Raw genomic sequence first — 24406 nt, 5'->3', positions numbered from 1 at the left:
CGTTCAGCGCTTGCGCCGCCGGCCCCGGCCGCCGCGCACCGGTCCCGAGCCCGGTGCGACGGCCGGGGATTCCGGCCGGTCGGCCGAAACCACCAGCGCCGCCAGCGCCGTCGTCACGGGCACCGAGGCGACCAGCCCGATCGAGCCGACGAGGGTGCGCACGATCTCCACCGCGACCAGCTCGCTGTTCGCGACCGATCCCATGCTGCTGTTGGCGATGGAGAACAGCAGGAGCAGGGGGAGCGCGGCGCCTGCGTAGGCCAGCACCAGGGTGTTGACCACCGACGCGATGTGGTCGCGGCCGATCCTGATCGCCGCGCGGTAGAGGGCCCGCGGCCCCATCGACGGGTCGGCCTGGTGGAGTTCCCACACCGCCGAGGTCTGGGTGACCGTCACGTCGTCGAGCACGCCCAGCGATCCGATGATGATGCCGGCGAGCAGCAGACCGCTCATGTCGATGTCCGGGTACAGGCCGTGGATCAGCCCGGTGTTGTCGTCGGTGTTGCCGGTGAGGAACGCCCAGTCGATGAACACCGATCCCAGCAGGCCGATCAGCAGCAGCGACACGAGCGTGCCGAGGACCGCCACCGAGGTGCGGGCGGTCAGACCGTGGCACATGTAGAGCGCGATCAGCATGATCGCGCTCGCCCCGACCACCGCGACCACCAGGGGATTCGACCCCTGGAGGATGGCGGGCAGGATGAACAGCGTCAGCACGCCGAAGCTGACGACCAGTGCGATCAGAGCGAACACCCCGCGCATCCGCCCGACGAGGACGACCGCGAGCGCGAAGATGCCGGCCAGCACCGCCAGCGGGAGCTTGCGGTTCACATCGATCACCGAGTACTGCAGGTCGCGGGGCGCGTCCGGGGCGTACGCCACCACCACCTCCTGGCCGTCCGCCAACTGCCGTGGCGCGCCCGGCTGGACGATCTCGATGAAGGTGCGTCCCTTGTCCGGTCCGCTGCCGATCTCGACGGTGGCCTTCTTGCAGTCCCCGGTCTGCGCGGCCCGTGCCGCGCCGCCCGACGGGGCTCCGCCGGGCGGGGCGGCCTGCGAGGCGTTCACGGACTTGCAGTCGACCTGTTCCAGCGAGACGACCCTGGCCTGCTGGGTCTGCCGGTCGAAGCCCACCCCGGTCCGCTCGTGGCCGGGCGTGCCGCCGGGCCAGAGCACCACCAGGCCGACGAGGACGGCGGCGGCGAAGGGGATCAGTACGGCCGCGATGACCTTGCGCAGGTGCTTCGAGACAGGGGCCGCCGGGCCGTGGCCATGGCTGTGGGAATGACCAGGTGAAGGGCCGGAGGAGTGACCGGAGGAATGACCATGGCCGTCGTGCGCGTGGCCGGAGTGGGCACCGGGCTCAGTGGGCTCGTTGGGGGGCTGCGGCGATGACGTCACCAGCAGATCATCGCAAGAGATGAGGGGGCCCACTGTTCAGCACGCCATGGATGACGCTAGCGTGGGGGCTACTTTGCACAACGCGGGAGCTCGGAGCACCGGGCTGAGAGGACGCTGATCACCGTACGCGCATCACAGATGCGTACGGGAGGAGGCTGCGTCGACCGCCGAACCTGTTACCGGGTAATGCCGGCGTAGGGAGATAGGTCTCATGACCATTCAGGACGCACGCACGCCTGCCGTCAGCCAGGACGCCGACGGCTCGACCGAGCGCAAGCCGGGCTGGCACAAGGGCTACGTGGCGGGCTCCCGCCCCGACATCCGGGTGCCGGTCCGCCAGGTCCACCTCACCAACGGCAAGGACGTGACGCTCTACGACACGTCCGGTCCGTACACCGACCCGCAGATCGAGACCGATGTGCGACGGGGCCTCGCGCCGCTGCGCGAGAACTGGATCATCGGCCGCGGCGACACCGAGGAGTACGCCGGGCGCCCGGTCCGCCCCGAGGACGACGGCATCAAGCACACCTCGCCGCGCGGTGGCCTCAAGAACCTCGACGCGGTCTTCCCGGGCCGTCCGCGCCAGCCCCGCCGGGGCCGTGACGGCGCCGCCGTCACGCAGCTCGCGTACGCCCGCCGCGGCGAGATCACCCCGGAGATGGAGTACGTCGCGATCCGCGAGAACGTCTCCCCCGAGGTCGTCCGCGAGGAGATCGCCGCAGGCCGCGCGGTGCTCCCGGCGAACGTGAACCACCCCGAGATCGAGCCGATGATCATCGGCAAGAAGTTCCTGGTGAAGGTCAACGCCAACATCGGCAACTCCGCCGTCACCTCCTCCATCGAGGAGGAGGTGGAGAAGATGACCTGGGCGACCCGGTGGGGCGCGGACACGGTCATGGACCTCTCGACGGGCCGCAACATCCACACCACCCGCGAGTGGGTGCTGCGCAACTCCCCCGTCCCGATCGGCACCGTGCCGCTGTACCAGGCGCTGGAGAAGGTCGACGGCCGCGCCGAGGACCTGACCTGGGAGATCTACAAGGACACGGTCATCGAGCAGGCCGAGCAGGGCGTCGACTACATGACGGTCCACGCCGGCGTGCTGCTGCCGTACGTCCCGCTGACCGCCCGCCGCAAGACGGGCATCGTCTCGCGCGGCGGCTCGATCATGGCCGCGTGGTGCCTCGCGCACCACAAGGAGAACTTCCTCTACACGAACTTCGAGGAGCTCTGCGAGATCCTGGCGACGTACGACGTCACGTACTCGCTGGGTGACGGCCTGCGCCCCGGCTCCATCGCGGACGCCAACGACGCGGCGCAGTTCGCCGAACTGAAGACGCTGGGCGAGCTCAACACGATCGCCAAGCGCCACAACGTGCAGACGATGATCGAGGGCCCGGGCCACGTCCCGATGCACAAGATCAAGGAGAACATCGACCTCCAGCAGGAGATCTGCGAGGAGGCGCCGTTCTACACGCTCGGCCCGCTGACCACCGACGTCGCGCCCGCCTACGACCACATCACGTCGGGCATCGGCGCCGCGATGATCGCCTGGTGGGGCACGGCGATGCTCTGCTACGTCACGCCCAAGGAGCACCTGGGCCTGCCCAACCGGGACGACGTCAAGACCGGCGTCATCACGTACAAGATCTCGGCGCACGCCGCGGACCTCGCCAAGGGGCACCCGGGCGCCCAGGAGTGGGACGACGCCCTGTCCGACGCGCGGTTCGAGTTCCGCTGGGAGGACCAGTTCAACCTGGCGCTGGACCCGGACACGGCCCGTGAGTTCCACGATGAGACGCTGCCCGCCGAGCCGGCCAAGACCGCGCACTTCTGCTCCATGTGCGGTCCGAAGTTCTGCTCGATGAAGATTTCGCAGGACATCCGCCGTGAGCACGGCGGGGACCTGAAGGCCGACGAGATCGAGGCGGGCATGGCGGAGAAGTCCGCCGAGTTCGCGGCCTCGGGCAACCGGGTCTACCTGCCGCTGGCCGACTGAGGCCGGCCGGCAGGACCCGACTGCGGACGGGCGGACCCGCGACCCATGGGGGGAGTCGCGGGCCCGCCCGTTTTTCGTGCCGTCGCCACGGAGAGGCCGGGCCCCGTGGTCGGCGGAGAGGCCATTGGTGTCGCATGAATAGTCCGATAAGTGGACTTTTCTGCGAGGGGTCCGGGGTGTTCGTGGTGGCGGTTCACACGCTACCGATGTGGCCAAAGAGGCCCGCCACCATCGTTCGACCGGTTTCGAGAAGGAGTGGTATGCGCCCCGAGAACAGGACCAGGTCGCCCTTTGGCCCCCTGCCGAGGAGTACTTGGCGCAAGGCCGGCACGCTGGCGTCGCTCGCCCTGGTGATGATGGGAGTGGCGAGCCCCTCCATCGCCGTGGCGCAGGGCGTCCGGGCGGTCGAGCGGGTCGACGCGGCGAGCCGCGCGGGCGGGGACGGCTGCGATCCCTATCAGGAGCCGGACCCGTGGGCGGACCTCGACCCGGAGCAGGGCCCGGAATTCGACCCGGACGACGGCCGGACGGCGGTGGACCTTCTCCTGGCCGGCCCCCGCGGCGGCGGCGACCGTTGCGAGCCGGGCAGGCCCGGCCCGACCGGCCCCACCGGTCCGACGGGAGCCAGGGGAGCGGACGGTGCGGACGGTGCCGATGGCGCGGACGGCGCGACCGGCCCGACGGGCGCGACGGGCGGGACAGGTGCTGATGGGGCCACGGGGGCTACAGGCGCGGCTGGCGCTACTGGTGCGACAGGTTTGGCTGGTGCTGACGGTGCCACCGGTGCTACGGGTGCCGATGGAGCCACCGGCGCCACCGGAGCCGACGGGGCAACAGGCGCTACCGGTGCTGACGGGGCGACCGGCGCTACAGGTGCCACGGGTGCCACGGGTGCAGATGGTGCGGTCGGAGCTACGGGTGCTACCGGTGCTGATGGGGCTGTCGGAGCCACGGGTGCCACGGGTGCGACCGGTGCCACGGGTGGGGTCGGCGCCACGGGAGCCACGGGTGCGACCGGTGCCACTCTTCGCTGCCGGGACATCGATACCGTCGCACCCTCGAACAGTGAATCGTTCGGTGTCGTCCTCATGAACGGCGTCGCCTACGCAGGCCGCTCGGCCACGGCCGGAGGCGTACCCGTCTGGCAGAACGTCTCGGACGGGGACAACCCCGGATTCCCCGCCGCCACGGCCTGCGGCATCACCATCATCGACCAGGGAACGAACACCTACATCAGGGTCCTGACCACGGACAACCGGGTCTATCAGACACACGGCGACACCAACGGCACCACCTTCGTCTGGGACGAGGGGTGGACCGAGCTGACCCCTGGTCCGGTCGTGGCCCTCCGCGGCAAGGCCTTCCCCCACCGCGCCGGACGGTAGGCACAGGAAAGAGGGGCCGGACGCATCCACGGCGTGGACGTGTCCGGCCCCTCGGCCGTGCGGAGCGGGGACCGTCAGGCCACCACCTGGTACTCCGGTCCCAGCTTGCCGAGGGCGAACGCGCGGTTCTCCACGACCCGTTCACGCTGGCTCTCCGGAAGCCCGCCCTCCTGCAGCAGCCGCTCGCAGCACCGCAGCGACTCCTCGTACGCGCCGACCCAGTAGGCGGACACGGCGAGCTCGTCGAGCGCGCGCCACTCGTACCAGTCGAACTCGACGAACAGGATGTCGTCCGGCCGCGGGATCCGCGCCGCCTGACGGGCGAACAGGTACGCCAGCGGGAAGCGGCCGTCGAGACGGCACAGGCGCGCCAGATCGCCGAGCGCCTCGGCCCGCCCGGGACGGCTCTCGTGGGCCCGGAGGTAGCGGTCCATCACCTCGGCCGACGGGCGCTGGAGGCTCGCCGCGAGGCGTGCCGCGTAGAGCCGGGCGCAGTAGGCCTCCTCGGCGAAGCCGCCCATGCCCGCCCGGTGGTCGTAGGCGGCCAGGGACTTCTCCGGCTCGCCCGCGTCGCGCCAGCTCTGGGCCAGGTAGAAGGCGTAGCGGGCGTTCCCGGGTTCATCGAGCAGGCCCTTTTCGAGGATCCCGGCGTCGCGGAGGTACTTCTCCCGGTCACCGCCTTCGCCCTGGCGGGCTCCGCCGCCGACGATGCGGATATGGAAGCCTTCGAGAGCCCCCCGGGTGAAGGATTCCTCGCAATCGAGGTACTCGTGCAGCACACCGACGTATTTCCAGGGCAACCGGGTGGAGACCAGGGCCGGCCGCCAGTGGATGACGGGCTGGTGGTGCACCGCGACGCCGTACGCGTCGAAGGTGAGCTCCGGCATCCGGAATCCGGGGTCCACCTCGATCACGTCGTCCGCGTCGATGAACAGCAGGTAGTCCGCGCTGGAGCGGGCCAGGTCGATCGCCTCGCTGCGGCTGCCGTCGAATCCCTTCCAGGGGCGTTCGTGCAGGACCCCGGGGAGATCACCGAAGAATTCCCGGATGATCTCCTGGGTGCCGTCGGTCGACCCGGTGTCGACGATCACCCAGGTGTCGATCAAAGGACGTACGGATTCGAGACAGCGCCTGATCACCGCAGCCTCGTTCTTTACGATCATGTTCAGGCAGATTTTGGCTTTCAAGGATCCCGTCCACGGTGGTGGTGAAGACGACCGTGAGGCGACCGTAGGGATCGGGCCAAGGGGGTGCAAGGAAGGCGCGATGAGAGCCGCCATTGGGGGTCTCTTGCTCGTCCGATGAGATGACGGCGATGCGAGGCGTCTCATTCCTTCAATCCGATTTACCGACTATGGGCGAGGCGGCCCGTCCGGGCCGATCGCCCATCGTTCGATTCGGTTTCGAGAAGGAGCGGCGTATATGAGCCCCGTGAACAGGACCAGGTCACCCCTTGGCCCGGTCGCCAGGCGGAGTGCTGTGGTGAAGGGAGGCACGCTGGCGTCACTGGCCCTGGTGATGGCGGGCATCGCCAGCCCGGCGTTCGCCACCGCGCAGACCGTCCAGTCGGCCGCCACGGTCCGGTCGGAGAGCCCCGCCGGCGGCGGTGACTGCACGACGAAGAAGAGCTCGAGCCAGGATCCGAGGGCGGCGGACGTCGAGGCCGGCCCCCGCGGCGGCGGCGACAAGTGCGAGGGCCAGCGCGGTCCGACGGGTCCGACCGGCCCCACGGGTCCGCGTGGCGAGCCGGGCGCCGACGGCGCCACGGGCGCGACCGGTGCTACGGGTGCGACCGGCGCGACGGGGCCCACCGGTCCGACCGGGCCGGGCACGTGCGTGGACATCGACGCCGTCCGGGACAACAACGACCGCGAGTTCAAGGCGGCGCTCACCCCGGACGGCATCACGTACGCCGGCGTCCGGGAGGTCCAGAACACCACGCTGGGGCCCTGGATCTGGTACGACCTCACCACCAACGAGGAGGGCGAGTATCCGGAGGGCGCCTGTGCCGTCTCCCTCTCCCACCAGGCCAACCGGCTGGAGATCGAAGTGATCACCCAGACGGGCGAGATCTACGAGACGTTCTGCAACGTGGTCCCGGGTACCCCCGACACGCTCACGTGCGACGGGGTGTGGAACCTCGGAGTACCGCAGCCCAACCCGGGCGACCCGCCGCCGCCGCTGCGGGCCGCCGCGCAGCCGGTTCTCCCGATGGACCCCAACCACCTGCCGAAGGAGCTGAAGTAGCCGCGGAGCGGGCCGGAGCCGTTACTCCGGCCTCTGCTCCGGACCGCCGAAGTCCGGGCTGGTGAAGTCCGGTGACGTGTAGCCGGGCGGGGACCCCTGCGAAGGGGTTCCCGGGCTGGTGAAGTCGGGCCGGGTGTACCCCAGACTGGGGATGCGCCCGGCCCCTGGCGTACGGGGGGTCGGGAAGCCCGGGCCGGCGCTCGGATCGGCCAGAGCGTCCCGCAGGAACGGGATGATGCCGCGCTCCAGCAGGGCGTGCCGCCAGGCCTCGCGGGCCCGCGCCACCTCGTCGGGTATCGCCTCGGTCTCGTCCGCCGCCACCTCGGTCGCGCTGTTGCGGACGGCCGTGACCAGCAGCCCGATCACGGCGAAGAGGAGGGCGGCCGCGGTGAGCGCCCCGAAGAGCCAACCCGCCGTCACCATGGTCTGTGCGAAGGCCGGTTCGGGCTCGACCATCTTCAGGATGTAGCCGACGAGCAGGAAGATCAGCATGGCGGTGCCCGCCAGGACCGGTGCGAGGACCGCGACCACGGCGCTGACGCCCGCGCCGGCGCCGCTGCTCCCGTCACCGTCCTCGTCCCCCGTCGTACCGGGGGCGTAGAGCGTCTCGTCGCGTCGTTCCTCGCGGACCTTCACGTAGTGGCCGTACTCGGCGGCTGCGGCAGCCGCCAGCAGGGCGCTGGCGCCCTGGGCCATGGTGCGCAGCTGTTCGGCGTTCAGCCGTTCGCCGAGCGTGGCGAGTTCGGGCCGTTCGCTTGCGGCGCGCAGTGCTTCGTCGATGAGCCGGTCGAATTCGGGCCGGTCCTCGGTCAGCAGGTGCGGAGCGCTGGTCATGTGCATCCCCCGATGCTCCGTAGAAGCCGGTTTGCCGCGCGTAGACCCGGGTGCCGGCTGAAACGGAGGAGAGCCTGCTACGGATAGTGCGATGGTAGAGCGACCACACCGCGCCGTGACAGGGGCTTTCCGGAAATACCCCTCTGCGTAAGCTCTCAGTCGCTCAGCGGAAGCCGTACGACAAGCAGCTTGCCTGCCATGGTCACCCCGCCGTCCATCGCGATGGCGAGGCCGTCCGCGTAGACGTGCGGGCCGTCCACGGCCTCCGGTCCGCGTGACTCGTCGCCGTCCTCGGTGCCCACTTCGCCCAGCAGGTACGGGATCGGGCTGTGGCCGTGCACGACGCGGCTGCCGCCATAGGTGTCGAGCAGTTCGCGGACGGCCTGCGGGCCGGTCTCCTCGTCGCGGAACGCGAAGCGCTTGGTGAACTTCCGGAAGAGGTCCCAGGTGATGTCGACGTCGCCCCGGTTGAGGAGCTCGTGGATGGTGTCGTTGACGTCCTCGATGGAGTCGCCGTAGTCGAGGTAGGCCGTGGTGTCGGAGTGCAGCAGCAGGTGGTCCTCCTCCAGCACGGCCGCGTCCAGTCTCGACATCCACTGGATGTGCACGTCCTGCAGGCGCTCCATGTCGGTGCGCTGGCCGCCGTTGAGCAGCCAGGCGGCCTGGAAGGTGGCGGTGCCGGCGCCGGATACGACGGGCGTGTCGCCGAACCGCTTGGCGCCGATGAGCAGCAGTTCGTGATTGCCCATCAGGGCCTTGCAGTAGCCGCCGGCCGCGGCCGCCTCGGCGGACAGCCGCATGACGAGGTCGATGACGCCGATGCCGTCCGGGCCGCGGTCGGTGAAGTCGCCGAGGAACCAGAGCCGGGCGTTGCCCGCGGACCAGCGGCCCTCCCCGTCGATCAGGCCCTGGGCGCGCAGCTCGGTGACGAGCTCGTCGAGGTAGCCGTGGACGTCGCCGACGACGTACAGCGGGCCGGGGCCGGCGGCGTCCTGCGGGATGTACTGGACCTGGACGGTGTCGCCGGGGCCGCCGAGCGGGGCACGGCCGATGACGGGGAGGTCCCGGTAGGTCGGGGTGTAGCCCTCGGGCTCGTCCTCCTCGGGGCCCTTGGTCATCGAGTGCACCGGTTCGGCCTCGGTGTGCGCGTGGGGCTGCGGGGGACCCTGGGGACGCCCGTGCGGGTGCCCCTCGGGGCGCGGGTCCTGCCGGGGGTCCTGCCGGGAGTCGTGACGCGGATCGCGGTGCTGCTCGTGTTGCTGCTCGCGGTGCGGATCGGGCTGCGGGGCCGGCGCCGCGGGCGGCTGCGGCAGGTACCCGGGCTGGGGCGGCACGGCGGCCCGTGCGCCGTCCTCGTAGTACGCGGGGTACTCGCCGTACACGGGAGCCTCGTCGGGCAGACCGGTGGATACGGCGTACGGGGCGGCGGGTTCGGTGACTGGCACCCGGAAGTCCCGCAGCGTCTCCGTCCGCATCGCGGGTCCCTGACCGGCCCCCTGAGTCATCGACCCCTCCACCACCGTCGCGCTGCCGTACACCTGCGGACCCTCCTGACCTCCTGGGAGGAGGGTCCGTGATGTCGTGCGCCCATCATAGGAATGCGGCTCGCGCTGTGTGACGCACCAGGGGTGGTGAATCCTTTGCGGAGCGTATCGTTCCTACCGTTTTTGCCCGATATTGCCGGTTGTTGAAATTCCGGACGACCCGCCGAACAGGCCGACCGGACGGTCCGGCGGTCAGTCCTGGGCCGGAGACCGGGGTGGGCTGACGGTCGTTCGGGGCTGCCTGCGCTGCGAAGAGGTGCGGATGATCAGCTCGGTCGGGACGACCTGTTCGACCGGCCGTCCGGTGTCCACGCCCTCGATCGCGTCGATGAGCAGCTGCACGACGGCGGTGCCGATGCGGCGCGGTTTGAGGGACAGCGTGGTGATGGGCGGCTCGGTGTTGGCGTACACGGTGGACTCGCTGCAGCAGACGAGCAGCAGGTCCTCGGGGACGCGCAGGCCGTAGCGGCGGGCGGCGGCGAGCAGGTCGGTGCCGTTCGGGTCGAAGAGACCGTAGACGGCGTCGGGGCGGTCGGGTCGGGCCAGGAGCCGGTCGGCGGCGACGGCGCCCGCGCACGGATCGTGGGCCGGGTAGGACTCGTACACGGGGTCCTGGCCGACGCGCTCGCACCAGTTGAGGTAGGCCGTGGTGGACAGGCGGGTGTACGTGTCGGTGGTGGTGCCGGTCAGCAGCCCGATCCGGCGGGCGCCGGCGGCGGCGAGGTGGTCGAGGAGGCCGAGCACGGCGGCCTCGTGGTCGTTGTCGACCCAGGCGGTGACGGGGAGGGAGCCGGCAGGCCGGCCGTCGGAGACCACGGGCAGGCCCTGGCGGACGAGCTCGGTGACGACGGGATCGTGGTCGGAGGGGTCGATGACGACGGTGCCGTCGAGGGCGACGTTGGACCACACGTCGTGGCGGGAGGTGGCGGGGAGGATGACGAGGGCGTATCCGCGGGCCAGCGCCGCCGAGGTGGCGGCCCGGGCCATCTCGGCGAAGTAGGCGAATTCGGTGAAGGTGAAAGGTTCATCCCCGTACGTCGTCACGGTCAGGCCGATGAGGCCCGACTTTCCGGTACGGAGGGTGCGGGCGGCGGCCGACGGGCGGTAGCCCAGCCGGTCGGCTACTTCGCGAACGTGGCGGCGGGTGGCGTCGGGCAGCCGTCCCTTGCCATTGAGCGCGTCGGAGACGGTCGTGATGGAGACGCCCGCCGCGGCGGCCACGTCCCTGATGCCGGCCCGGCCCTGTCGGCCGGCGGCCCGCCGGGTGGTCTCGGTCCGGCTCACCTGGTGCTTCCCTGCTGCTGTCATGGCGAGCCGATAGTAGGGCTCGGTGGGGTGGGCGGTCCGGGTGCATATGCACGCGTTGACAGGCACGTTTCTGCATGGTTTGCCACCCCCAATGACCTTGGAAATAAAGGCGTTTGGTCGCACATGCTGGCGGTGGGGCTTGTCGACGGGACCGGGCATGCCAAAACGGCGCGCTTTCGTGTCGGCCGCAACTCACCTGCACGAGGGATGCGCGCCACGGCGCAGGCCACCGGCGCGCGCATATATGCGCGCGCTCCCCCGCAATCCAGGCGCCCCCATTCTCGGGAGAGCGGAATCCTCATAAGGTGAGCAGTATTGAGTCGACGGCGACGTCGGACGGGACGGTCGAGGAGGACCTGCGGTGAGCGAGAAGAGCCCGAAGCTGCGCGCCGAGCTGGACGGCATTCCGACGTACAAGCCCGGAAAGCCGGCTGCCGCGGGCGGGCCCGTCGCGTACAAGCTGTCCTCGAACGAGAACCCGTACCCGCCGCTGCCGGGGGTGCTGGAGAGCGCCGTCACGGCTGCGGGTGCCTTCAACCGGTACCCGGACATGGCCTGCACCGGACTGGTGAACGAGATCGCCGAGCGGTTCGGCGTGCCGGTCGAGCACGTGGCCACGGGCACCGGCTCGGTGGGCGTGGCCCAGTCGCTGATCCAGTCCACGGCGGGCCCGGGCGACGAGGTCATGTACGCCTGGCGGTCCTTCGAGGCGTACCCGATCATCACGCAGATCTCGGGTGCGACCTCGGTGCAGGTCCCGCTGACCGAGGGCGATGTGCACGACCTGGACGCCATGGCCGCGGCGATCACCGAGCGGACGCGGCTGATCTTCGTCTGCAACCCGAACAATCCCACCGGCACCGCCGTGCGCCGGGCCGAGCTGGAGCGCTTCCTGGACCAGGTGCCCTCGGACGTCCTGGTGGTCCTGGACGAGGCGTACCGCGAATTCGTGCGCGACACGGACGTCCCGGACGGCATCGAGCTCTACCGCGACCGCCCCAACGTCGCCGTGCTGCGGACGTTCTCCAAGGCGTACGGGCTCGCCGGTCTGCGGGTCGGATTCGCGGTCGCGCACGAGCGGGTGGCGGCGGCGCTGCGCAAGACGGCGGTGCCCTTCGGCGTCAGCCAGCTCGCGCAGGACGCGGCGGTGGCCTCGCTGCGCGCCGAGGACGAACTGATGGGCCGGGTCGGTGCGCTGGTGGGCGAGCGTGCGCGGGTCCACTCGACGCTGCTGGCGCAGGGCTGGACCGTGCCGGACACGCAGGCGAACTTCGTGTGGCTGCGCCTGGGCGAGCGGACCCTCGATTTCGCGGCGGCCTGCGAGAAGGCCGGTGTGGTGGTCCGGCCCTTCGCGGGCGAGGGCCTTCGGGTCACGATCGGTGAGCCCGAGGCGAACGACCTCTTCCTGCACACGGCGGAGGCGTTCTTCAAGGAGCTCTAGGCTCCGCGGCGCGGGTCCGGCGGCCGCGCGGGTTCCGGCGGCGGCGCGGGCCGCGGCCGTCCGGCCGGCGGGAGCGCCGCGCGGACGGGTGGGGCGGGAGTCTCAGGCCAGTTCCACGCGGACGGGATCGCCGTCGCGAACGGTGGACAGCAGGCGGGGGTCGCCGTCGAACGAGCCGAGCACGTTGCACGGGCTCGCCAGGCGGCTCTCACCCCCGCGCGAGATCGGCGTCGGGCCGTAGGGCAGCGCGAGGGCGTCGCCCTCGGTCCAGAACGCGACCGTGCCGGGCTCGACGACCTGCCGGGCGTCGTCCTCCAGGGCCACGGAGACACCGGTGTCGAAGTAGACCTCCTCGCCCCACGTGTTCGCGGAGGCGGAGATCGGAAGAGCCTCGGCCAGCGCCTTGCTGGTCGGGGTCTCGTCGAGGGTTGCGGTGAGCTGGCCCGCAGGCCAGGAGATTCGAATCTGCATGAGCCAGATTCAACAATCTGTTGAATCGATTGGCTAGGGGTACCCCGCTGGAAGGTGGCCGAATGCGATGCGCCATAATGCTTGTGAATGTGAACGCGTTCACAAGCGTGTGTGCTTCCTCCCGGAATCGGCGGGTTCGGAAAGCAGGCTGCCGCTGTGATCACGGCGACACGAAGGAGACGAGGACGTGGACCTGGCTCTGGCGCCAGAAACCCTGGCGCGATGGCAGTTCGGCATCACCACCGTCTATCACTTCCTCTTCGTGCCCCTGACGATCTCGCTCGCCGCCCTTACGGCCGGCCTGCAGACCGCCTGGGTGCGCACCGAGAAGGAGAAGTACCTCAGGGCCACGAAGTTCTGGGGAAAGCTCTTCTTGATCAATATCGCGATGGGTGTCGTCACCGGCATCGTCCAGGAGTTCCAGTTCGGCATGAACTGGTCCGACTACTCGCGCTTCGTCGGTGACATCTTCGGCGCCCCCCTCGCCTTCGAAGCGCTGATCGCCTTCTTCTTCGAGTCCACCTTCATCGGACTGTGGATCTTCGGCTGGGACAAGCTGCCCAAGAAGATCCACCTGGCCTGCATCTGGATGGTGTCCATCGGCACCGTCCTGTCCGCCTACTTCATCCTGGCGGCCAATTCCTGGATGCAGCACCCGGTCGGCTACCGGATCAACGAGGAGCGGGGCCGGGCGGAGCTCACCGACTTCTGGCTGGTGCTCACCCAGAACACCGCGCTCACCCAGTTCTTCCACACCATCACGGCCGCCTTCCTCGTCGGCGGTGCGTTCATGGCCGGCATCTCCGCCTACCACCTGGCGCGCAAGAAGCATGTTCCGGTGATGCGCAGCTCGCTGCGCCTGGGCCTGGTCGTCCTGATCATCGCCGGCCTCGGCACGGCGATCAGCGGTGACCTGCTCGGCAAGGTCATGTTCAAGCAGCAGCCCATGAAGATGGCCGCCGCCGAGGCCCTCTGGGACGGCGAGGCCCCCGCGCCCTTCTCCGTCTTCGCCTACGGCGACGTCGAAAAGGGCCACAACAAGGTGGCCATCGAGATCCCGGGTCTGCTGTCCTTCCTGGCCAACGACGACTTCACCTCCTTCGTCCCGGGCATCAACGACGTCAACAAGGCCGAACAGGAGAAGTTCGGACCGGGCGACTACCGGCCCAACATCCCGGTCGCCTACTGGGGCTTCCGCTGGATGATCGGCTTCGGCATGGCCTCGCTCGGTATCGGCATGCTGGGCCTCTGGCTGACCCGCAGGAAGTTCCTGCTCCCGCCGGGGCTGCGCACCGGGGAGGACGAGGTCCCCCACCTGGTGCTCTTCAAGAAGGCGCTGAGCCCCAGGATCGGCAACCTCTACTGGATCGTCGCCCTCTGGACCATGGGATTCCCCCTCATCGCCAACTCCTGGGGCTGGATCTTCACCGAGATGGGCCGTCAGCCGTGGGTGGTCTACGGAGTCCTGCGAACCCGGGACGCGGTCTCGCCGAACGTCTCCCAGGCCGAGGTCCTCACCTCGATGATCGGCTTCACCCTGCTCTACGCCGTGCTCGCCGTGATCGAGGTCCGGCTCCTCGTCAAGTACGTCAAGCTCGGCCCGCCGGAGCTCACCGAGGCCGACCTCAACCCGCCCACCAAGATCGGCGGGGACGACAAGAACCCCGACCGGCCGATGGCCTTCTCGTACTGAGGCTGAGGAGAACGCACCATGGAGCTCCACGACGTCTGGTTCGTGCTGATCGCCGTCCTGTGGACCGGCTACTTCTTCCTGGAGGGCTTCGACTTCGGCATCGGCGTGCTGACCAAGCTGCTCGCCCGCGACCGTACGGAGAAGCGGGTTCTGATCAACACGATCGGGCCCGTGTGGGACGGCAACGAGGTCTGGCTGCTCACGGCGGGCGGTGCGACCTTCGCCGCCTTCCCCGACTGGTACGCCACCCTCTTCTCCGGCTTCTACCTGCCGCTGCTGCTCATCCTGATCTGCCTGATCATCCGCGGGGTGGCCTTCGAGTACCGGCACAAGCGCCCCGAGGACCGCTGGCAGACCAACTGGGAGCACGCGATCTTCTGGACCTCGCTGATCCCCGCCTTCCTCTGGGGCGTGGCCTTCGCCAACATCGTGCGCGGAGTGAAGATCGACCAGAACAAGGAGTACGTCGGCAGCTTCCTCGACCTGCTCAACGTCTACTCGGTCCTCGGCGGGCTGGTCACCCTCACCCTGTTCACCTTCCACGGCGCGGTCTTCGCCTCGCTCAAGACGGTCGGTGACATCCGGGAGCGGTCGCGTAGGACGGCGACCGTGCTGGGCCTCGTCACCGCTGTACTCGCCCTGGTCTTCCTCATCTGGACCCAGGTCTCGCGCGGCGACGGCAAGAGCCTGGTCGCGATGGCCGTCGCGGTGCTGGCCCTGCTCGGGGCGCTCGGCTTCAACCTGGCGGGGCGCGAGGGCTGGTCGTTCGCACTGTCCGGGATCACCATCGCGGCGGCCGTCGCGATGCTCTTCCTGACGCTCTTCCCGAACGTGATGCCCTCCTCGCTCGACGCGGCCTGGAGCCTCACCGTCACCAACGCCTCGTCCAGCCCCTACACGCTGAAGATCATGACCTGGTGCGCCGCCGTAGCCACCCCGCTCGTTCTGCTCTACCAGGGCTGGACCTACTGGGTGTTCCGCAAGCGGATCGGTACGCAGCACATCGTCGACGCGCACTGATTCCGTGCCGGTGAACTCGCCCGTCTCCTCGCGCCGCCCGACCCGCCGGCCCGGCCGGCCCTCCCTCGGAGGATGTTTCACGTGAAACCGATCGACCCGCGCCTGCTCCGGTACGCCCGTTCCACCCGCCTCTTCCTGGGGACGGTGGTGGCCCTCGGGCTGGCCGGGGCGGGGCTGGTCGTCGGCCAGGCGATGCTCATCGCCGAGATCGTGGTGGGCGCCTTCGAGCAGGGCTTCGGCAGCGCTGCGCTCCGCACGCCGCTGCTGCTGCTCGCGGCCGTGGCGCTGGGCCGCGCTCTGATCGCATGGCTGACGGAGCTGGCCGCGCACCGCGCCAGCGCGGCGGTCAAGTCGGAACTGCGGGGCCGGCTGCTGGACCGGGCCGCGGAGATCGGTCCCGGGCGTCCGGGCGGACAGCGGACCGGGTCGCTGGTGTCGCTGGCCACCCGGGGCGTGGACGCGCTCGACGACTACTTCTCCCGCTACTTGCCCCAGCTGGGGCTCGCGGTCGTGGTGCCGGTGGCGGTGCTCGCCCGTATCGTCACCGAGGACTGGGTGTCGGCGGCCATCATCGTGGTCACCCTCCCCCTGATCCCGGTGTTCATGGTCCTCATCGGTATGGCCACCCAGTCCCGGATGGACCGCCAGTGGCGCCTGCTGTCGCGGCTGTCCGGGCACTTCCTCGACGTGGTGGCCGGGCTCCCCACACTGAAGGTCTTCGGCCGGGCCAAGGCGCAGGCCGAGTCGATCCGCAAGATCACCGACGACTACCGGCGGGCGACGATGCGGACACTGCGCATCGCCTTCCTCTCGTCCTTCGCCCTGGAACTGCTGGCGACCCTGTCGGTCGCGCTGGTCGCCGTGACCATCGGCATGCGACTGGTCCACGGCGAACTGGACCTCTACACCGGGCTGGTCATCCTGATCCTGGCGCCCGAGGCCTACCTGCCGCTGCGACAGGTGGGGGCGCAGTACCACGCGGCTGCGGAAGGACTGGCGGCCGCCGAGGAGATCTTCGAGGTCCTGGAGACCCCCGCCGCCGGTCCGGCCGGTACGGCGGGACTGCCGGCCGGCACTCCCCTGTGGATCGAGATCGACGGGATCGCCGTCCGGTACGAGGGCCGGGACGAGGACTCACCCCGGCCGGTATCGCTGACCGTCGCACCGGGGGAGTGCGTGGCCCTCACCGGCCCGAGCGGGGCCGGCAAGTCCACGCTGCTCCAGGTGCTGCTGGGATTCGTGCGGCCGACCGCCGGGCGGGTCCGCATCGCGGGCGTGGACCTGGCCGAGCTGTCACCGGAGCACTGGCGGGAGCGGATCTCGTGGGTGCCGCAGCGGCCGCACCTGTTCGCCGGGACCGTCGCCGAGAACGTACGGCTGGCCCGGCCCGGGGCCGGTGACGGCGAGGTGACCGCGGCCCTGAAGGACGCCGGAGCCTGGGAGTTCGTGTCCGCGCTCCCGCGCGGCGCCGAGACCCTGCTGGGCGAGGGCGGCGTCGGCCTGTCCGCCGGGCAGCGGCAGCGGCTGGCACTGGCCCGGGCCTTCCTGGCGGACCGGCCGGTCCTGCTGCTGGACGAGCCGACGGCGGCGCTGGACGGCGAGACCGAGGCGGGGATCGTGGACGCGGTGCGGCGGCTCTGCGCGGGACGGACGGTGCTGCTGGTCGTGCACCGGCCGGCCCTGCTCGCCGTCGCGGACCGGGTGGTCCGTATGACGGCCGGTCCTGTGCCGGGCGAGCCGCTCTCCGGGCTCGCGCTGCCCGAAGAACCGCTCCCCCACCCCGGAAGGGCCGGGACGGAAGCCGGGGAGCCCTTCCCCGACGGCCTCGGCCCGGACGCCGGGGAGTGGATCCTCGGCTCCGCCCCGGAGCGGGTGCGGACCGGCGGCGGTGCGTCCGACACCGGCGGCGCGGATCCGCTGCGCCGGGTACGGGCGGTGGCGGAGGCATGGCAGGGACGGTTCAGGCTGGGGCTGCTGCTCGGGGCGCTGGCCGTCGGCTGCAGCGTCGGCCTGATGGCAGTGTCGGGCTGGCTGATCTCCAGGGCCTCCGAACAGCCCCCCGTCCTCTATCTGATGGTGGCGGTCACCGCGACGCGGGCCTTCGGACTGGGCCGCGCCGTCTTCCGGTACGCCGAGCGGCTCGTCTCGCACGACGCCGTCCTGCGGATGCTCGCCGACCTCAGGGTGTCGGTGTACCGGCGGCTGGAGCGCATCGCGCCCGCCGGACTGCGCGAACACCGGCGCGGAGACCTGCTGGCCCGGCTGGTCGCCGACGCCGACACCCTGCAGGACTACTGGCTGCGCTGGCTGCTGCCCGTCGGCACCGCGGTGCTCGTCGGAACAGGCTCCGTCGCCTTCACCACGTGGCTGCTGCCCGAGGCCGGGGCCGTGCTCGCCGTCGGCCTGCTCGCCGCGGGTATCGGGGTGCCGCTGGTCAGCGGCGCCTGCGCCCGCCGTGCGGAGCGCAGGCTCGCGCCCGCCCGGGGCGAACTCGCCACCCGGGTGGCCGACCTGCTGACCGGCACCGCGGAGCTGACGGTGGCCGGGGCGCTGGCGGACCGCAAGGGCCGGGCGCGGGAGAGCGACGGTGTGCTGACGCGCATCGCCGCGCGGGGCGCCACCGCCGGCGGGCTGGGCAGCGGACTGTCCGCCCTGGTGTGCGGGCTCACGGTCGTGGCCGCCGCAGCTGTCGCCGCGAACGCGGTCCACGACGGACGGCTGTCCGGGATCGCGATGGCCGTCGCGGTTCTGACGCCCCTCGCCGCCTTCGAGGCGGTGAGCGGACTCCCCCTCGCCGTCCAGTACCGCCAGCGGGTGCGCCGTAGCGCCGAACGGGTCTACGAGGTCATCGACGCGCCCGTCCCCGTCGCCGAGCCCGAGCAGCCCGCCGCTGCTCCCGCCTCGCCCTTCCCGCTCCGGCTGACCGGACTCACCGCCCGCCACCCGGGCCAGGAACGTGACGCGCTGCGCGGGCTGGACCTCACCCTGGAGGCCGGCCGCCGCATCGCTGTCGTCGGCCCCTCGGGCTCCGGCAAGACCACGCTGGCCCAGGTCGTGCTCCGGTTCCTGGACCCGGCCGAGGGCTCCTACAGCCTGGCCGGTGTGGACGCGCGCACACTCGACAGTGATGACGTACGGGCGCTCGTCGGCCTGTGCGCCCAGGACGCGCACCTCTTCGACAGCTCGGTCCGGGAGAACCTCCGGCTGGCCCGGACCGGGGCGAGCGAGGAGCAGCTACGGGACGCGCTGGCCGCGGCCCGGCTGCTGGAGTGGGCGGACGGCCTTCCGGACGGGCTGGACACGCTGGTCGGCGAGCACGGCGAGCGGATCTCGGGCGGCCAGCGCCAGCGCCTGGCCCTGGCCCGGGCGCTGCTGGCGGACTTCCCCGTACTGGTCCTGGACGAGCCGGCCGAGCACCTGGACCTGGTCACGGCGGACGCCCTGACCGCGGACCTTCTGACCGCCACGGAGGGCAGGACCACTGTGCTGATCACGCACCGGCTGGCCGGCCTGGAGGCGGTCGACGAGGTGCTCGTGCTGGACCGCGGCGAGGTTGTGCAGCGCGGGGAGTACGCGGAGCTGGCCGCCGTCGAGGGGCCGCTGCGCCGGATGCTGGAGCGGGAACGGGAAACCGACCGGACTTTGGCCAACTTTCCCGCCTAATGGGGACTAACTAGGCTCAAGGACATGTCAGCGCAGTCGTCGCAGCACTCATCGGATCCGCTGCCGGATCCCTCGCAGGGGACACCGGATCCCCTGGCCGCCGCCACCGAGGCCACCAAGAGCCTGCACGGACTGTCGACCGAGCTCACGGCCCGGGTGCCGCAGCTGCTGGAGGCCATGCGGTCGGTCGGTACCGGGCTGGAGCTGCACTCCACGCTCGACCGCATCTGCGAGACCGCGGCCGAGCTCGCGGACGCCCGCTACGCGGCGCTCGGTGTCGTCGACACGGAGGGCCGCGGGCTCTCCGACTTCGTCACGTACGGGATCAGCCCGGAGGTGGCCCGGCAGATCGGCCACCGTCCGGACGGGAAACGGGGCCTGCTCGGAGCGTTGATCTCGCACTCGGACACCGTCCGGCTCGCCGACCTGACGAAGGACCCGCGCTCGGCCGGCTTCCCGGCGCACCACCCGCCCATGAAGACCTTCCTCGGTGTCCCGATCAGGGTGCAGGGTGAGATCTTCGGCAACCTGTACCTCGCCGAGAAGCACGGCGGCGTCGAGTTCAGCGACTACGACGTCCACATGGTCCGGGTGCTGGCCACCGAGGCGGGCATCGCCATCGGCAACGCCCGGCTGTACGAGGCGGCCACCCAGCGCGAGCGCTGGATCGACGGCTCGGTCGCCGTCACCACCGCCCTGCTGTCCGGCGGGGACGCCGACGACGCCCTCTCGGTGGTGGCCGAACAGGCCCGCCGCCTGGCCGACTCCGCCGCCGGGATCGTCCTGCTGCCGGCCGAGGAGGGCGGGATGGAGATCGTCGCCGTTTCGGCGGAGAGCGCGGCCACCTCCCTCGGCGTGGTGATCCCGGCCGAGAGTCCGGTGGTGGACCATTTGCTGTGCGGCGAGCCGGTCTTCACGGACGATGCCTCGTCGGACCCCCGCATGGTCAGTCCGCTCACCAGCGCGTTCGGCCCCTGCATGATGCTCCCCCTGCACAGCGGCGGGCGGGTCCTGGGCGCTCTGGTCACCCCGCGGGCCCGCGGCGGGCGGCCCTTCAGCGAGTCCGAGCGGACCCTGGCCACCCAGTTCGCCTCGCAGGCGGCGCTCGCGCTGATGATGGCCGAGGCGCAACGCGACCGGGAGCGGCTGGCGGTCTTCGAGGACCGCGACCGGATCGCGCGTGACCTGCACGACCTGGTCATCCAGCGGCTGTTCGCCACCGGGATGATGCTGGAGGGCGCCCAGCGCAGGTCGATCGTGCCCGAGGTCCGCGACGGCGTGGGCAAGGCCGTGGACGAACTGGACGTGACGATCCAGGAGATCCGTACGGCGATCTTCGCCCTCCAGCAGGGTCCCGCGGAGGCACCGTCCGGGCTGCGCACCCGCGTCCTGCGGGAGATCAACATGGCGGCCGTCCCGCTGGGCTTCAAACCGGCACACCGCTTCCTCGGCCCGGTCGACACGGTCGTCGGCGAGCTCGTGGGCAAGAACCTGATCGCCGCCTTGCGTGAGGCGCTGTCCAATGCCTTCCGGCACGCCGACGCGTCCCGGATCGAGGTGGTCCTGGACTGCACCGTCACGTTGCCCGACGGCCGGCCCGGAGTCCGGTTGGAAGTCGCCGACGACGGGGTGGGCATCCCCGAGAGCGGTCGGCGCAGCGGCCTGCGCAACCTGCGGCGGCGGGCGGAGTCCCTGGGCGGCACGAGCTCCTACGGGCCGGGCCTCGGGGAGGACGGCGGCGGGACCACCCTGGTGTGGGAGGCCCCGCTCCAGTAGCGGTGGCCGGCCGGCGTGCGTCTGGGCCTGCCTGGCCTGCGCTTGCCCGGTCCAATCCGGTCCGGCTGCGCCTGCCCGGCCTACGCCTCGTGCCGCGCGAGCCTTTCGGCCAGGATGCGTTCGATGACGAGGGCGACCCCGTCCTCGTTGTTGGCGACCGTACGGCCGGACGCGGCCGCGATCACATCGGGGTGGGCGTTGCCCATCGCGTAGGAGGTGCCGGCCCAGCTGAGCATCTCCACGTCGTTCGGCATGTCCCCGAAAGCGACCACCTGGTCCGGGGAGATGCCCCGTTCGGCACAGCACAGCGCCAGCGTGCTCGCCTTGGACACGCCGTGCCCACTGATCTCCAGCAGGGAGGTGGGGCTGGACCGGGTGATCGACGCGTACGCGCCGGCGGCGGAGCGGGCCAGTGCGAGGAACTCGTCCGGGGCGATTTCGGAGTGGTGTGCCAGCAGCTTGAGTACGGGCGCTGGGCCTTCGTCTTCGCCCGTGTTCTCCTGGAGCAGGTGCTCGGCGGCCGCGAGCCTGGCGCCCGGATCCTTGAAGAAGGGCGGGTAGGCGGGCTCGTAGTTGATGCCGGTGGTCAGTTCGACCGCGAAGGACGTCCCGGGTGCCGCCGCACGCAGAGCTTCGACGACGGAGAGTGCGGCCGTCCTCGGGAGGGCTCTGACCTGTACGAACTCCCGTCCGGAATGCAGGTCGACCACCGCCGCGCCATTGGCGCAGATCGCGAGGCCGTGACCGTGGACGTGGTCGGCGACCACGTCCATCCACCGTGCGGGGCGGCCCGTGACGAAGAAGACCTCGATGCCCGCCTCCTCGGCTGCGGCGAGTGCGGCGACGGTACGCGGCGAGACGGACTGGTCGTCGCGCAGCAGGGTGCCGTCGAGGTCGGTGGCGATGAGCCGGGGAGTGGGGGTGGGCCCGTCCGGGCACTGAGGAGCCGAGGTCACGGCTCCATCTTCGCCCATGGGACGGGAGGACCGGACCATGATCAAGCCAGGCTGCCGTGGAGGGCGCTGTTTCACGTGAAACATCGAGTGGCCCGATGTTTCACGTGAAACATCGGCCCGCCGTAGGCTCGATGCATGAGTCTGCGTCTGAGCACGGTGATCCTTCCGGTACGTCGATGGCATGAGGGGGGTCGGGACCAGTGGCTGCGGGCCGAGCAGCTCGGGTTCCACACCGCCTACACCTACGACCACCTGTCATGGCGGACCTTCCGCGACGGCCCCTGGTTCGGTGCGGTGCCCACCCTGACCGCCGCGGCTGCCGCCACCGAACGGCTGCGTCTGGGCACGCTCGTGACCTCACCGAACTTCCGCCACCCGGTGACCCTCGCCAAGGACCTCATCACCCTGGACGATGTCTCGGGCGGCCGTATCACCCTTGGCATCGGCGCCGGCGGCAACGGGTTCGACGCGACGGCCCTGGGCCAGGAGGCATGGTCCCCGCGTGAGCGCGCCGATCGCTTCGCCGAATTCGTGTCGCTGCTGGACCGGCTGCTGACCGAGGGCTCAGTGAGCCACGAGGGCACCTTCTACTCCGCCGAGGAGGCCCGCAACCTCCCCGGCTGTGTGCAGGAGCCGCGGCTGCCGTTCGCGGTTGCCGCGACCGGACCGCGCGGTCTTCGGCTCGCCGCCCGGTACGGGCAGGCGTGGGTGACCACGGGTGACCCGAAGCTCTCCGAGGACGGCACGCCCGAGCAGTCGCTGGAGGCTGTGCGCGGGCAGCTCGCACGGCTCGACAAGGCCTGCGCCGAGATGGGCCGGGATTCCGAGCCCATGGAGAAGATCCTGTTGACCGGCTTCACGCCCGAGGCCAATACCGTGCTGGCGTCCGTGGACGCGTTCGTCGACTTCGCGGGCCGGCACCGCGAGCTGGGCTTCACGGAGCTGGTGATCCACGCGCCGATCCCGGACTCCGACTTCGCCGCCGACGAGGCCGTTTTCGAGAAGATCGCCACCGAGGCCCTGGCGCAGCTCGACAGCTGACCGACCGGCCGTCGCCGCTCCGGGCGGAGCGGCGGCAGATGGTGGATGGGGCGTCACCTCGCATGCGAGGGTGCAGGGTTCGGTTACTGGAAGCGCAGGAACTGCGGGGGTACGGCGTCCACCAGCCATACCCCGTTGGCGCTGATCCGGAAGACGTGCCCGGCCGCACGCATCGCCGCAGCGTCCACGCTGAGCACGACGGGCCGGCCGCGGCGCGCGCCCACCCGGGTCGCGGTCTCCCGGTCGGGGGACAGGTGCACATGGTGGCGGGCCATCGGGCGCAGGCCTTCGGCGCGGATTGGGTCGAGGGCGGCGGCCACGGTGCCGTGGTAGAGGTAGGCGGGCGGTTCGGCCTCCGGAAGGTCCAGGTCCACGGCCACGGTGTGTCCCTGGCTGGCCCGGATGCGGGTTCCGTCGACGGCGAACCGCTGCTTGTCGTTGGCTGCCACGACGTGATCGAGCTCGGCGCGGCTGAAGTGGAAGCCGTGCGCGGCGGCGGCGCCCAGCAGGTCGTCGATCTCCACCCAGCCGTTGGCGTCGAGCACCAGTCCGATCCGTTCCGGCTGGTGCCGCAGGTGTTTCGAGACGTATTTGGACACCTTCACGGTGCGTCTTTCATCCATGAACCCCAGCGTGCCCGCCCGGGAGACCTTCCGGCAGGGATTTTCGCGGGGTTCGCGGTGCCGCACGGTGGTGGACGCCCTCTACCATCATTCCAGGATGCGGAATATGCTTTCCATTATCACTTCCGCCCTGGGGGAGAACCATGACAGTCCACACCTCTCTGCCACGCCGTGCGGCTGCCGAGCTGATCGGAACCGCCGGCCTGCTCGTGGTCGTGATCGGCTCCGGGCTCAAGGCCGCGGAGCTCAGCACCGACACCGGTGTCGCCCTCATCGCCAACTCGTTCGTTTCGGCCATCGGCCTCGGGCTGATCATCACCCTCTTCGGGCCGCTGTCCGGCGCCCACCTCAACCCGGTGGTGACCCTCACCTCCTGGTGGACCCGCCGCACGGGCGGCGAGGGGGTCGGCGGGCGCGAGGTGCCCGTCTACGTCGCGGCCCAGACGGCCGGGGCCATCGGCGGCGCCTTCCTCGCGGAGGCCATGTTCGGCCGGACCCCGGGCGCCTTCGCCACGCAGGCCCTCGACGGGGGCCACCTGCTCGTCGGAGAGGTGATCGCCACGGCCGGTCTCGTCCTCGTGATCCAGGGGCTGGGGCGCATCGGGCGCGCCCGTTTCATCCCGGCGGCGGTGGCGGCTTACATAGCGGCCGCGATCTGGTTCACCTCCTCCGGCTCCTTCGCCAACCCGGCCGGCACCATCGGGCGCAGCTTCAGCGATTCCTTCACCGGCATCGCGCCCGGTTCGCTGCCGGGCTTCGTCGCCGCCCAGTTGTTCGGCGGGATCGTCGGGCTGGCCCTGGCCACCTTCCTCTACGGATCCGGCACGAAGGGCGGCACGGGCCGTACGGACCGGGGGACCCGCGGGGCCGAGCCGGGTCCGGGCGCAACGGCCGTACCAGCCGCGCTCCCCGCGACCGGGCCAGGAGACGGCGCGAGCCCCGACCGGGACGCCTACCGGACCGTAGGGTGAGACGCCGTCCCGGTTACCCACAGGAAAAGGACA

General features: G+C 70.9%; 18 protein-coding genes. 10 read left to right on the top strand and 8 right to left on the bottom strand.

Translation table 11 applies throughout. The annotated features are described in order from the left end of the window. Positions 1-3: 3 nt before the first annotated feature. Positions 4-1401, bottom strand: a complete 1398-nt coding sequence (locus AAT21_RS16285) for a YibE/F family protein (RefSeq protein WP_046777621.1) — start codon at positions 1399-1401, stop codon at positions 4-6. Between the two features lie 211 nt (positions 1402-1612). Between AAT21_RS16285 and thiC the strand changes: the two genes are divergently transcribed. Beyond that, complete coding sequence (gene thiC, locus AAT21_RS16280) at positions 1613-3400, top strand: phosphomethylpyrimidine synthase ThiC (RefSeq protein ID WP_046777620.1); 1788 nt, start codon at positions 1613-1615, stop codon at positions 3398-3400. Between the two features lie 1088 nt (positions 3401-4488). Continuing rightward, entirely contained in the window at positions 4489-4785 is a 297-nt protein-coding gene (locus tag AAT21_RS39040) for a hypothetical protein (protein ID WP_052757836.1), read from the top strand. A gap of 74 nt (positions 4786-4859) precedes the next feature. Here the strand turns inward: AAT21_RS39040 and AAT21_RS16270 are convergent, their stop codons facing one another. Then, positions 4860-5948, bottom strand: a complete 1089-nt coding sequence (locus AAT21_RS16270) for a glycosyltransferase (protein WP_046777619.1) — start codon at positions 5946-5948, stop codon at positions 4860-4862. Between the two features lie 319 nt (positions 5949-6267). Between AAT21_RS16270 and AAT21_RS36830 the strand changes: the two genes are divergently transcribed. Beyond that, positions 6268-7032 carry a hypothetical protein gene (locus AAT21_RS36830; RefSeq protein ID WP_157879724.1) on the top strand — a complete coding sequence of 255 codons (765 nt, stop codon included), beginning with the start codon at positions 6268-6270 and terminating at the stop codon, positions 7030-7032. A 21-nt stretch (positions 7033-7053) separates the two neighbouring features. Here AAT21_RS36830 and AAT21_RS16260 read toward each other — a convergent pair whose 3' ends face one another. The 3 genes from AAT21_RS16260 to AAT21_RS16250 all read right to left on the bottom strand — a co-directional run bounded on the left by AAT21_RS16260 (position 7054) and on the right by AAT21_RS16250 (position 10718). Beyond that, entirely contained in the window at positions 7054-7872 is an 819-nt protein-coding gene (locus AAT21_RS16260; RefSeq protein WP_046777618.1) for a membrane protein, read from the bottom strand. A 149-nt stretch (positions 7873-8021) separates the two neighbouring features. Beyond that, positions 8022-9341 carry a metallophosphoesterase gene (locus AAT21_RS16255; RefSeq protein ID WP_079025842.1) on the bottom strand — a complete coding sequence of 440 codons (1320 nt, stop codon included), beginning with the start codon at positions 9339-9341 and terminating at the stop codon, positions 8022-8024. A gap of 261 nt (positions 9342-9602) precedes the next feature. Beyond that, on the bottom strand, positions 9603-10718 hold the full coding sequence (locus AAT21_RS16250) for a LacI family DNA-binding transcriptional regulator (RefSeq protein WP_030028209.1): 1116 nt from the start codon (positions 10716-10718) through the stop codon (positions 9603-9605). 361 nt (positions 10719-11079) lie between these two features. On the opposite strand from AAT21_RS16250, the gene hisC reads away from it, so the two are divergent. After that, positions 11080-12159 (top strand): histidinol-phosphate transaminase, encoded by a 1080-nt coding sequence (gene hisC / locus AAT21_RS16245; RefSeq protein WP_046777617.1) that lies wholly within the window; start codon positions 11080-11082, stop codon positions 12157-12159. Positions 12160-12261: 102 nt separating this feature from the next. On the opposite strand, the gene AAT21_RS16240 is transcribed toward hisC, so the two are convergent. Beyond that, entirely contained in the window at positions 12262-12630 is a 369-nt protein-coding gene (locus AAT21_RS16240; protein WP_046777616.1) for a cyclophilin-like fold protein, read from the bottom strand. A gap of 187 nt (positions 12631-12817) precedes the next feature. Here AAT21_RS16240 and AAT21_RS16235 point away from each other — a divergent pair, with 187 nt between their 5' ends. From AAT21_RS16235 to AAT21_RS16220, 4 genes are all read left to right on the top strand, one after another. Further along, positions 12818-14323, top strand: a complete 1506-nt coding sequence (locus AAT21_RS16235; protein WP_046777615.1) for a cytochrome ubiquinol oxidase subunit I — start codon at positions 12818-12820, stop codon at positions 14321-14323. Positions 14324-14341: 18 nt separating this feature from the next. Then, entirely contained in the window at positions 14342-15343 is a 1002-nt protein-coding gene (gene cydB, locus AAT21_RS16230; RefSeq protein WP_046777614.1) for a cytochrome d ubiquinol oxidase subunit II, read from the top strand. Between the two features lie 81 nt (positions 15344-15424). Continuing rightward, complete coding sequence (cydD, locus tag AAT21_RS16225) at positions 15425-19006, top strand: thiol reductant ABC exporter subunit CydD (protein WP_046777613.1); 3582 nt, start codon at positions 15425-15427, stop codon at positions 19004-19006. A 24-nt stretch (positions 19007-19030) separates the two neighbouring features. Beyond that, positions 19031-20782 carry a GAF domain-containing sensor histidine kinase gene (locus tag AAT21_RS16220; RefSeq protein WP_046777612.1) on the top strand — a complete coding sequence of 584 codons (1752 nt, stop codon included), beginning with the start codon at positions 19031-19033 and terminating at the stop codon, positions 20780-20782. A gap of 80 nt (positions 20783-20862) precedes the next feature. Here the strand turns inward: AAT21_RS16220 and AAT21_RS16215 are convergent, their stop codons facing one another. Further along, positions 20863-21756, bottom strand: a complete 894-nt coding sequence (locus AAT21_RS16215; protein ID WP_046777611.1) for a Cof-type HAD-IIB family hydrolase — start codon at positions 21754-21756, stop codon at positions 20863-20865. A gap of 117 nt (positions 21757-21873) precedes the next feature. Here AAT21_RS16215 and AAT21_RS16210 point away from each other — a divergent pair, with 117 nt between their 5' ends. Further along, positions 21874-22779, top strand: coding sequence for an LLM class flavin-dependent oxidoreductase (locus tag AAT21_RS16210; RefSeq protein WP_046777610.1), 906 nt, complete (start codon positions 21874-21876; stop codon positions 22777-22779). 83 nt (positions 22780-22862) lie between these two features. Here the strand turns inward: AAT21_RS16210 and AAT21_RS16205 are convergent, their stop codons facing one another. Beyond that, complete coding sequence (locus AAT21_RS16205) at positions 22863-23402, bottom strand: RNA 2'-phosphotransferase (protein WP_046778385.1); 540 nt, start codon at positions 23400-23402, stop codon at positions 22863-22865. A gap of 143 nt (positions 23403-23545) precedes the next feature. On the opposite strand from AAT21_RS16205, the gene AAT21_RS16200 reads away from it, so the two are divergent. Further along, on the top strand, positions 23546-24373 hold the full coding sequence (locus tag AAT21_RS16200; protein WP_079025742.1) for an aquaporin: 828 nt from the start codon (positions 23546-23548) through the stop codon (positions 24371-24373). The last annotated feature ends 33 nt before the right edge of the window (positions 24374-24406 follow it).

The organism is Streptomyces yangpuensis (assembly GCF_001005295.1).
Lineage (GTDB): Bacteria > Actinomycetota > Actinomycetes > Streptomycetales > Streptomycetaceae > Streptomyces > Streptomyces yangpuensis.
The sequence above is the reverse complement of the archived record's forward strand: the minus strand, read 5'-3'. Positions and strand labels throughout refer to the sequence as shown.

What these genes read in the sequence shown, in the direction of transcription:
- AAT21_RS16255 (WP_079025842.1), bottom strand. Translation starts at nt 9,341, where the DNA reads ATGCGGACGGAGACGCTGCGGGACTTCCGGGTGCCAGTCACCGAACCC.
- AAT21_RS16215 (WP_046777611.1), bottom strand. Translation starts at nt 21,756, where the DNA reads ATGGGCGAAGATGGAGCCGTGACCTCGGCTCCTCAGTGCCCGGACGGG.
- cydB (WP_046777614.1), top strand. Translation starts at nt 14,342, where the DNA reads ATGGAGCTCCACGACGTCTGGTTCGTGCTGATCGCCGTCCTGTGGACC.
- AAT21_RS16240 (WP_046777616.1), bottom strand. Translation starts at nt 12,630, where the DNA reads ATGCAGATTCGAATCTCCTGGCCTGCGGGCCAGCTCACCGCAACCCTC.
- AAT21_RS16200 (WP_079025742.1), top strand. Translation starts at nt 23,546, where the DNA reads ATGACAGTCCACACCTCTCTGCCACGCCGTGCGGCTGCCGAGCTGATC.
- thiC (WP_046777620.1), top strand. Translation starts at nt 1,613, where the DNA reads ATGACCATTCAGGACGCACGCACGCCTGCCGTCAGCCAGGACGCCGAC.
- AAT21_RS39040 (WP_052757836.1), top strand. Translation starts at nt 4,489, where the DNA reads ATGAACGGCGTCGCCTACGCAGGCCGCTCGGCCACGGCCGGAGGCGTA.
- AAT21_RS16205 (WP_046778385.1), bottom strand. Translation starts at nt 23,402, where the DNA reads ATGGATGAAAGACGCACCGTGAAGGTGTCCAAATACGTCTCGAAACAC.
- AAT21_RS16220 (WP_046777612.1), top strand. Translation starts at nt 19,031, where the DNA reads ATGTCAGCGCAGTCGTCGCAGCACTCATCGGATCCGCTGCCGGATCCC.
- AAT21_RS16210 (WP_046777610.1), top strand. Translation starts at nt 21,874, where the DNA reads ATGAGTCTGCGTCTGAGCACGGTGATCCTTCCGGTACGTCGATGGCAT.
- AAT21_RS16250 (WP_030028209.1), bottom strand. Translation starts at nt 10,718, where the DNA reads ATGACAGCAGCAGGGAAGCACCAGGTGAGCCGGACCGAGACCACCCGG.
- AAT21_RS16270 (WP_046777619.1), bottom strand. Translation starts at nt 5,948, where the DNA reads ATGATCGTAAAGAACGAGGCTGCGGTGATCAGGCGCTGTCTCGAATCC.
- AAT21_RS16260 (WP_046777618.1), bottom strand. Translation starts at nt 7,872, where the DNA reads ATGCACATGACCAGCGCTCCGCACCTGCTGACCGAGGACCGGCCCGAA.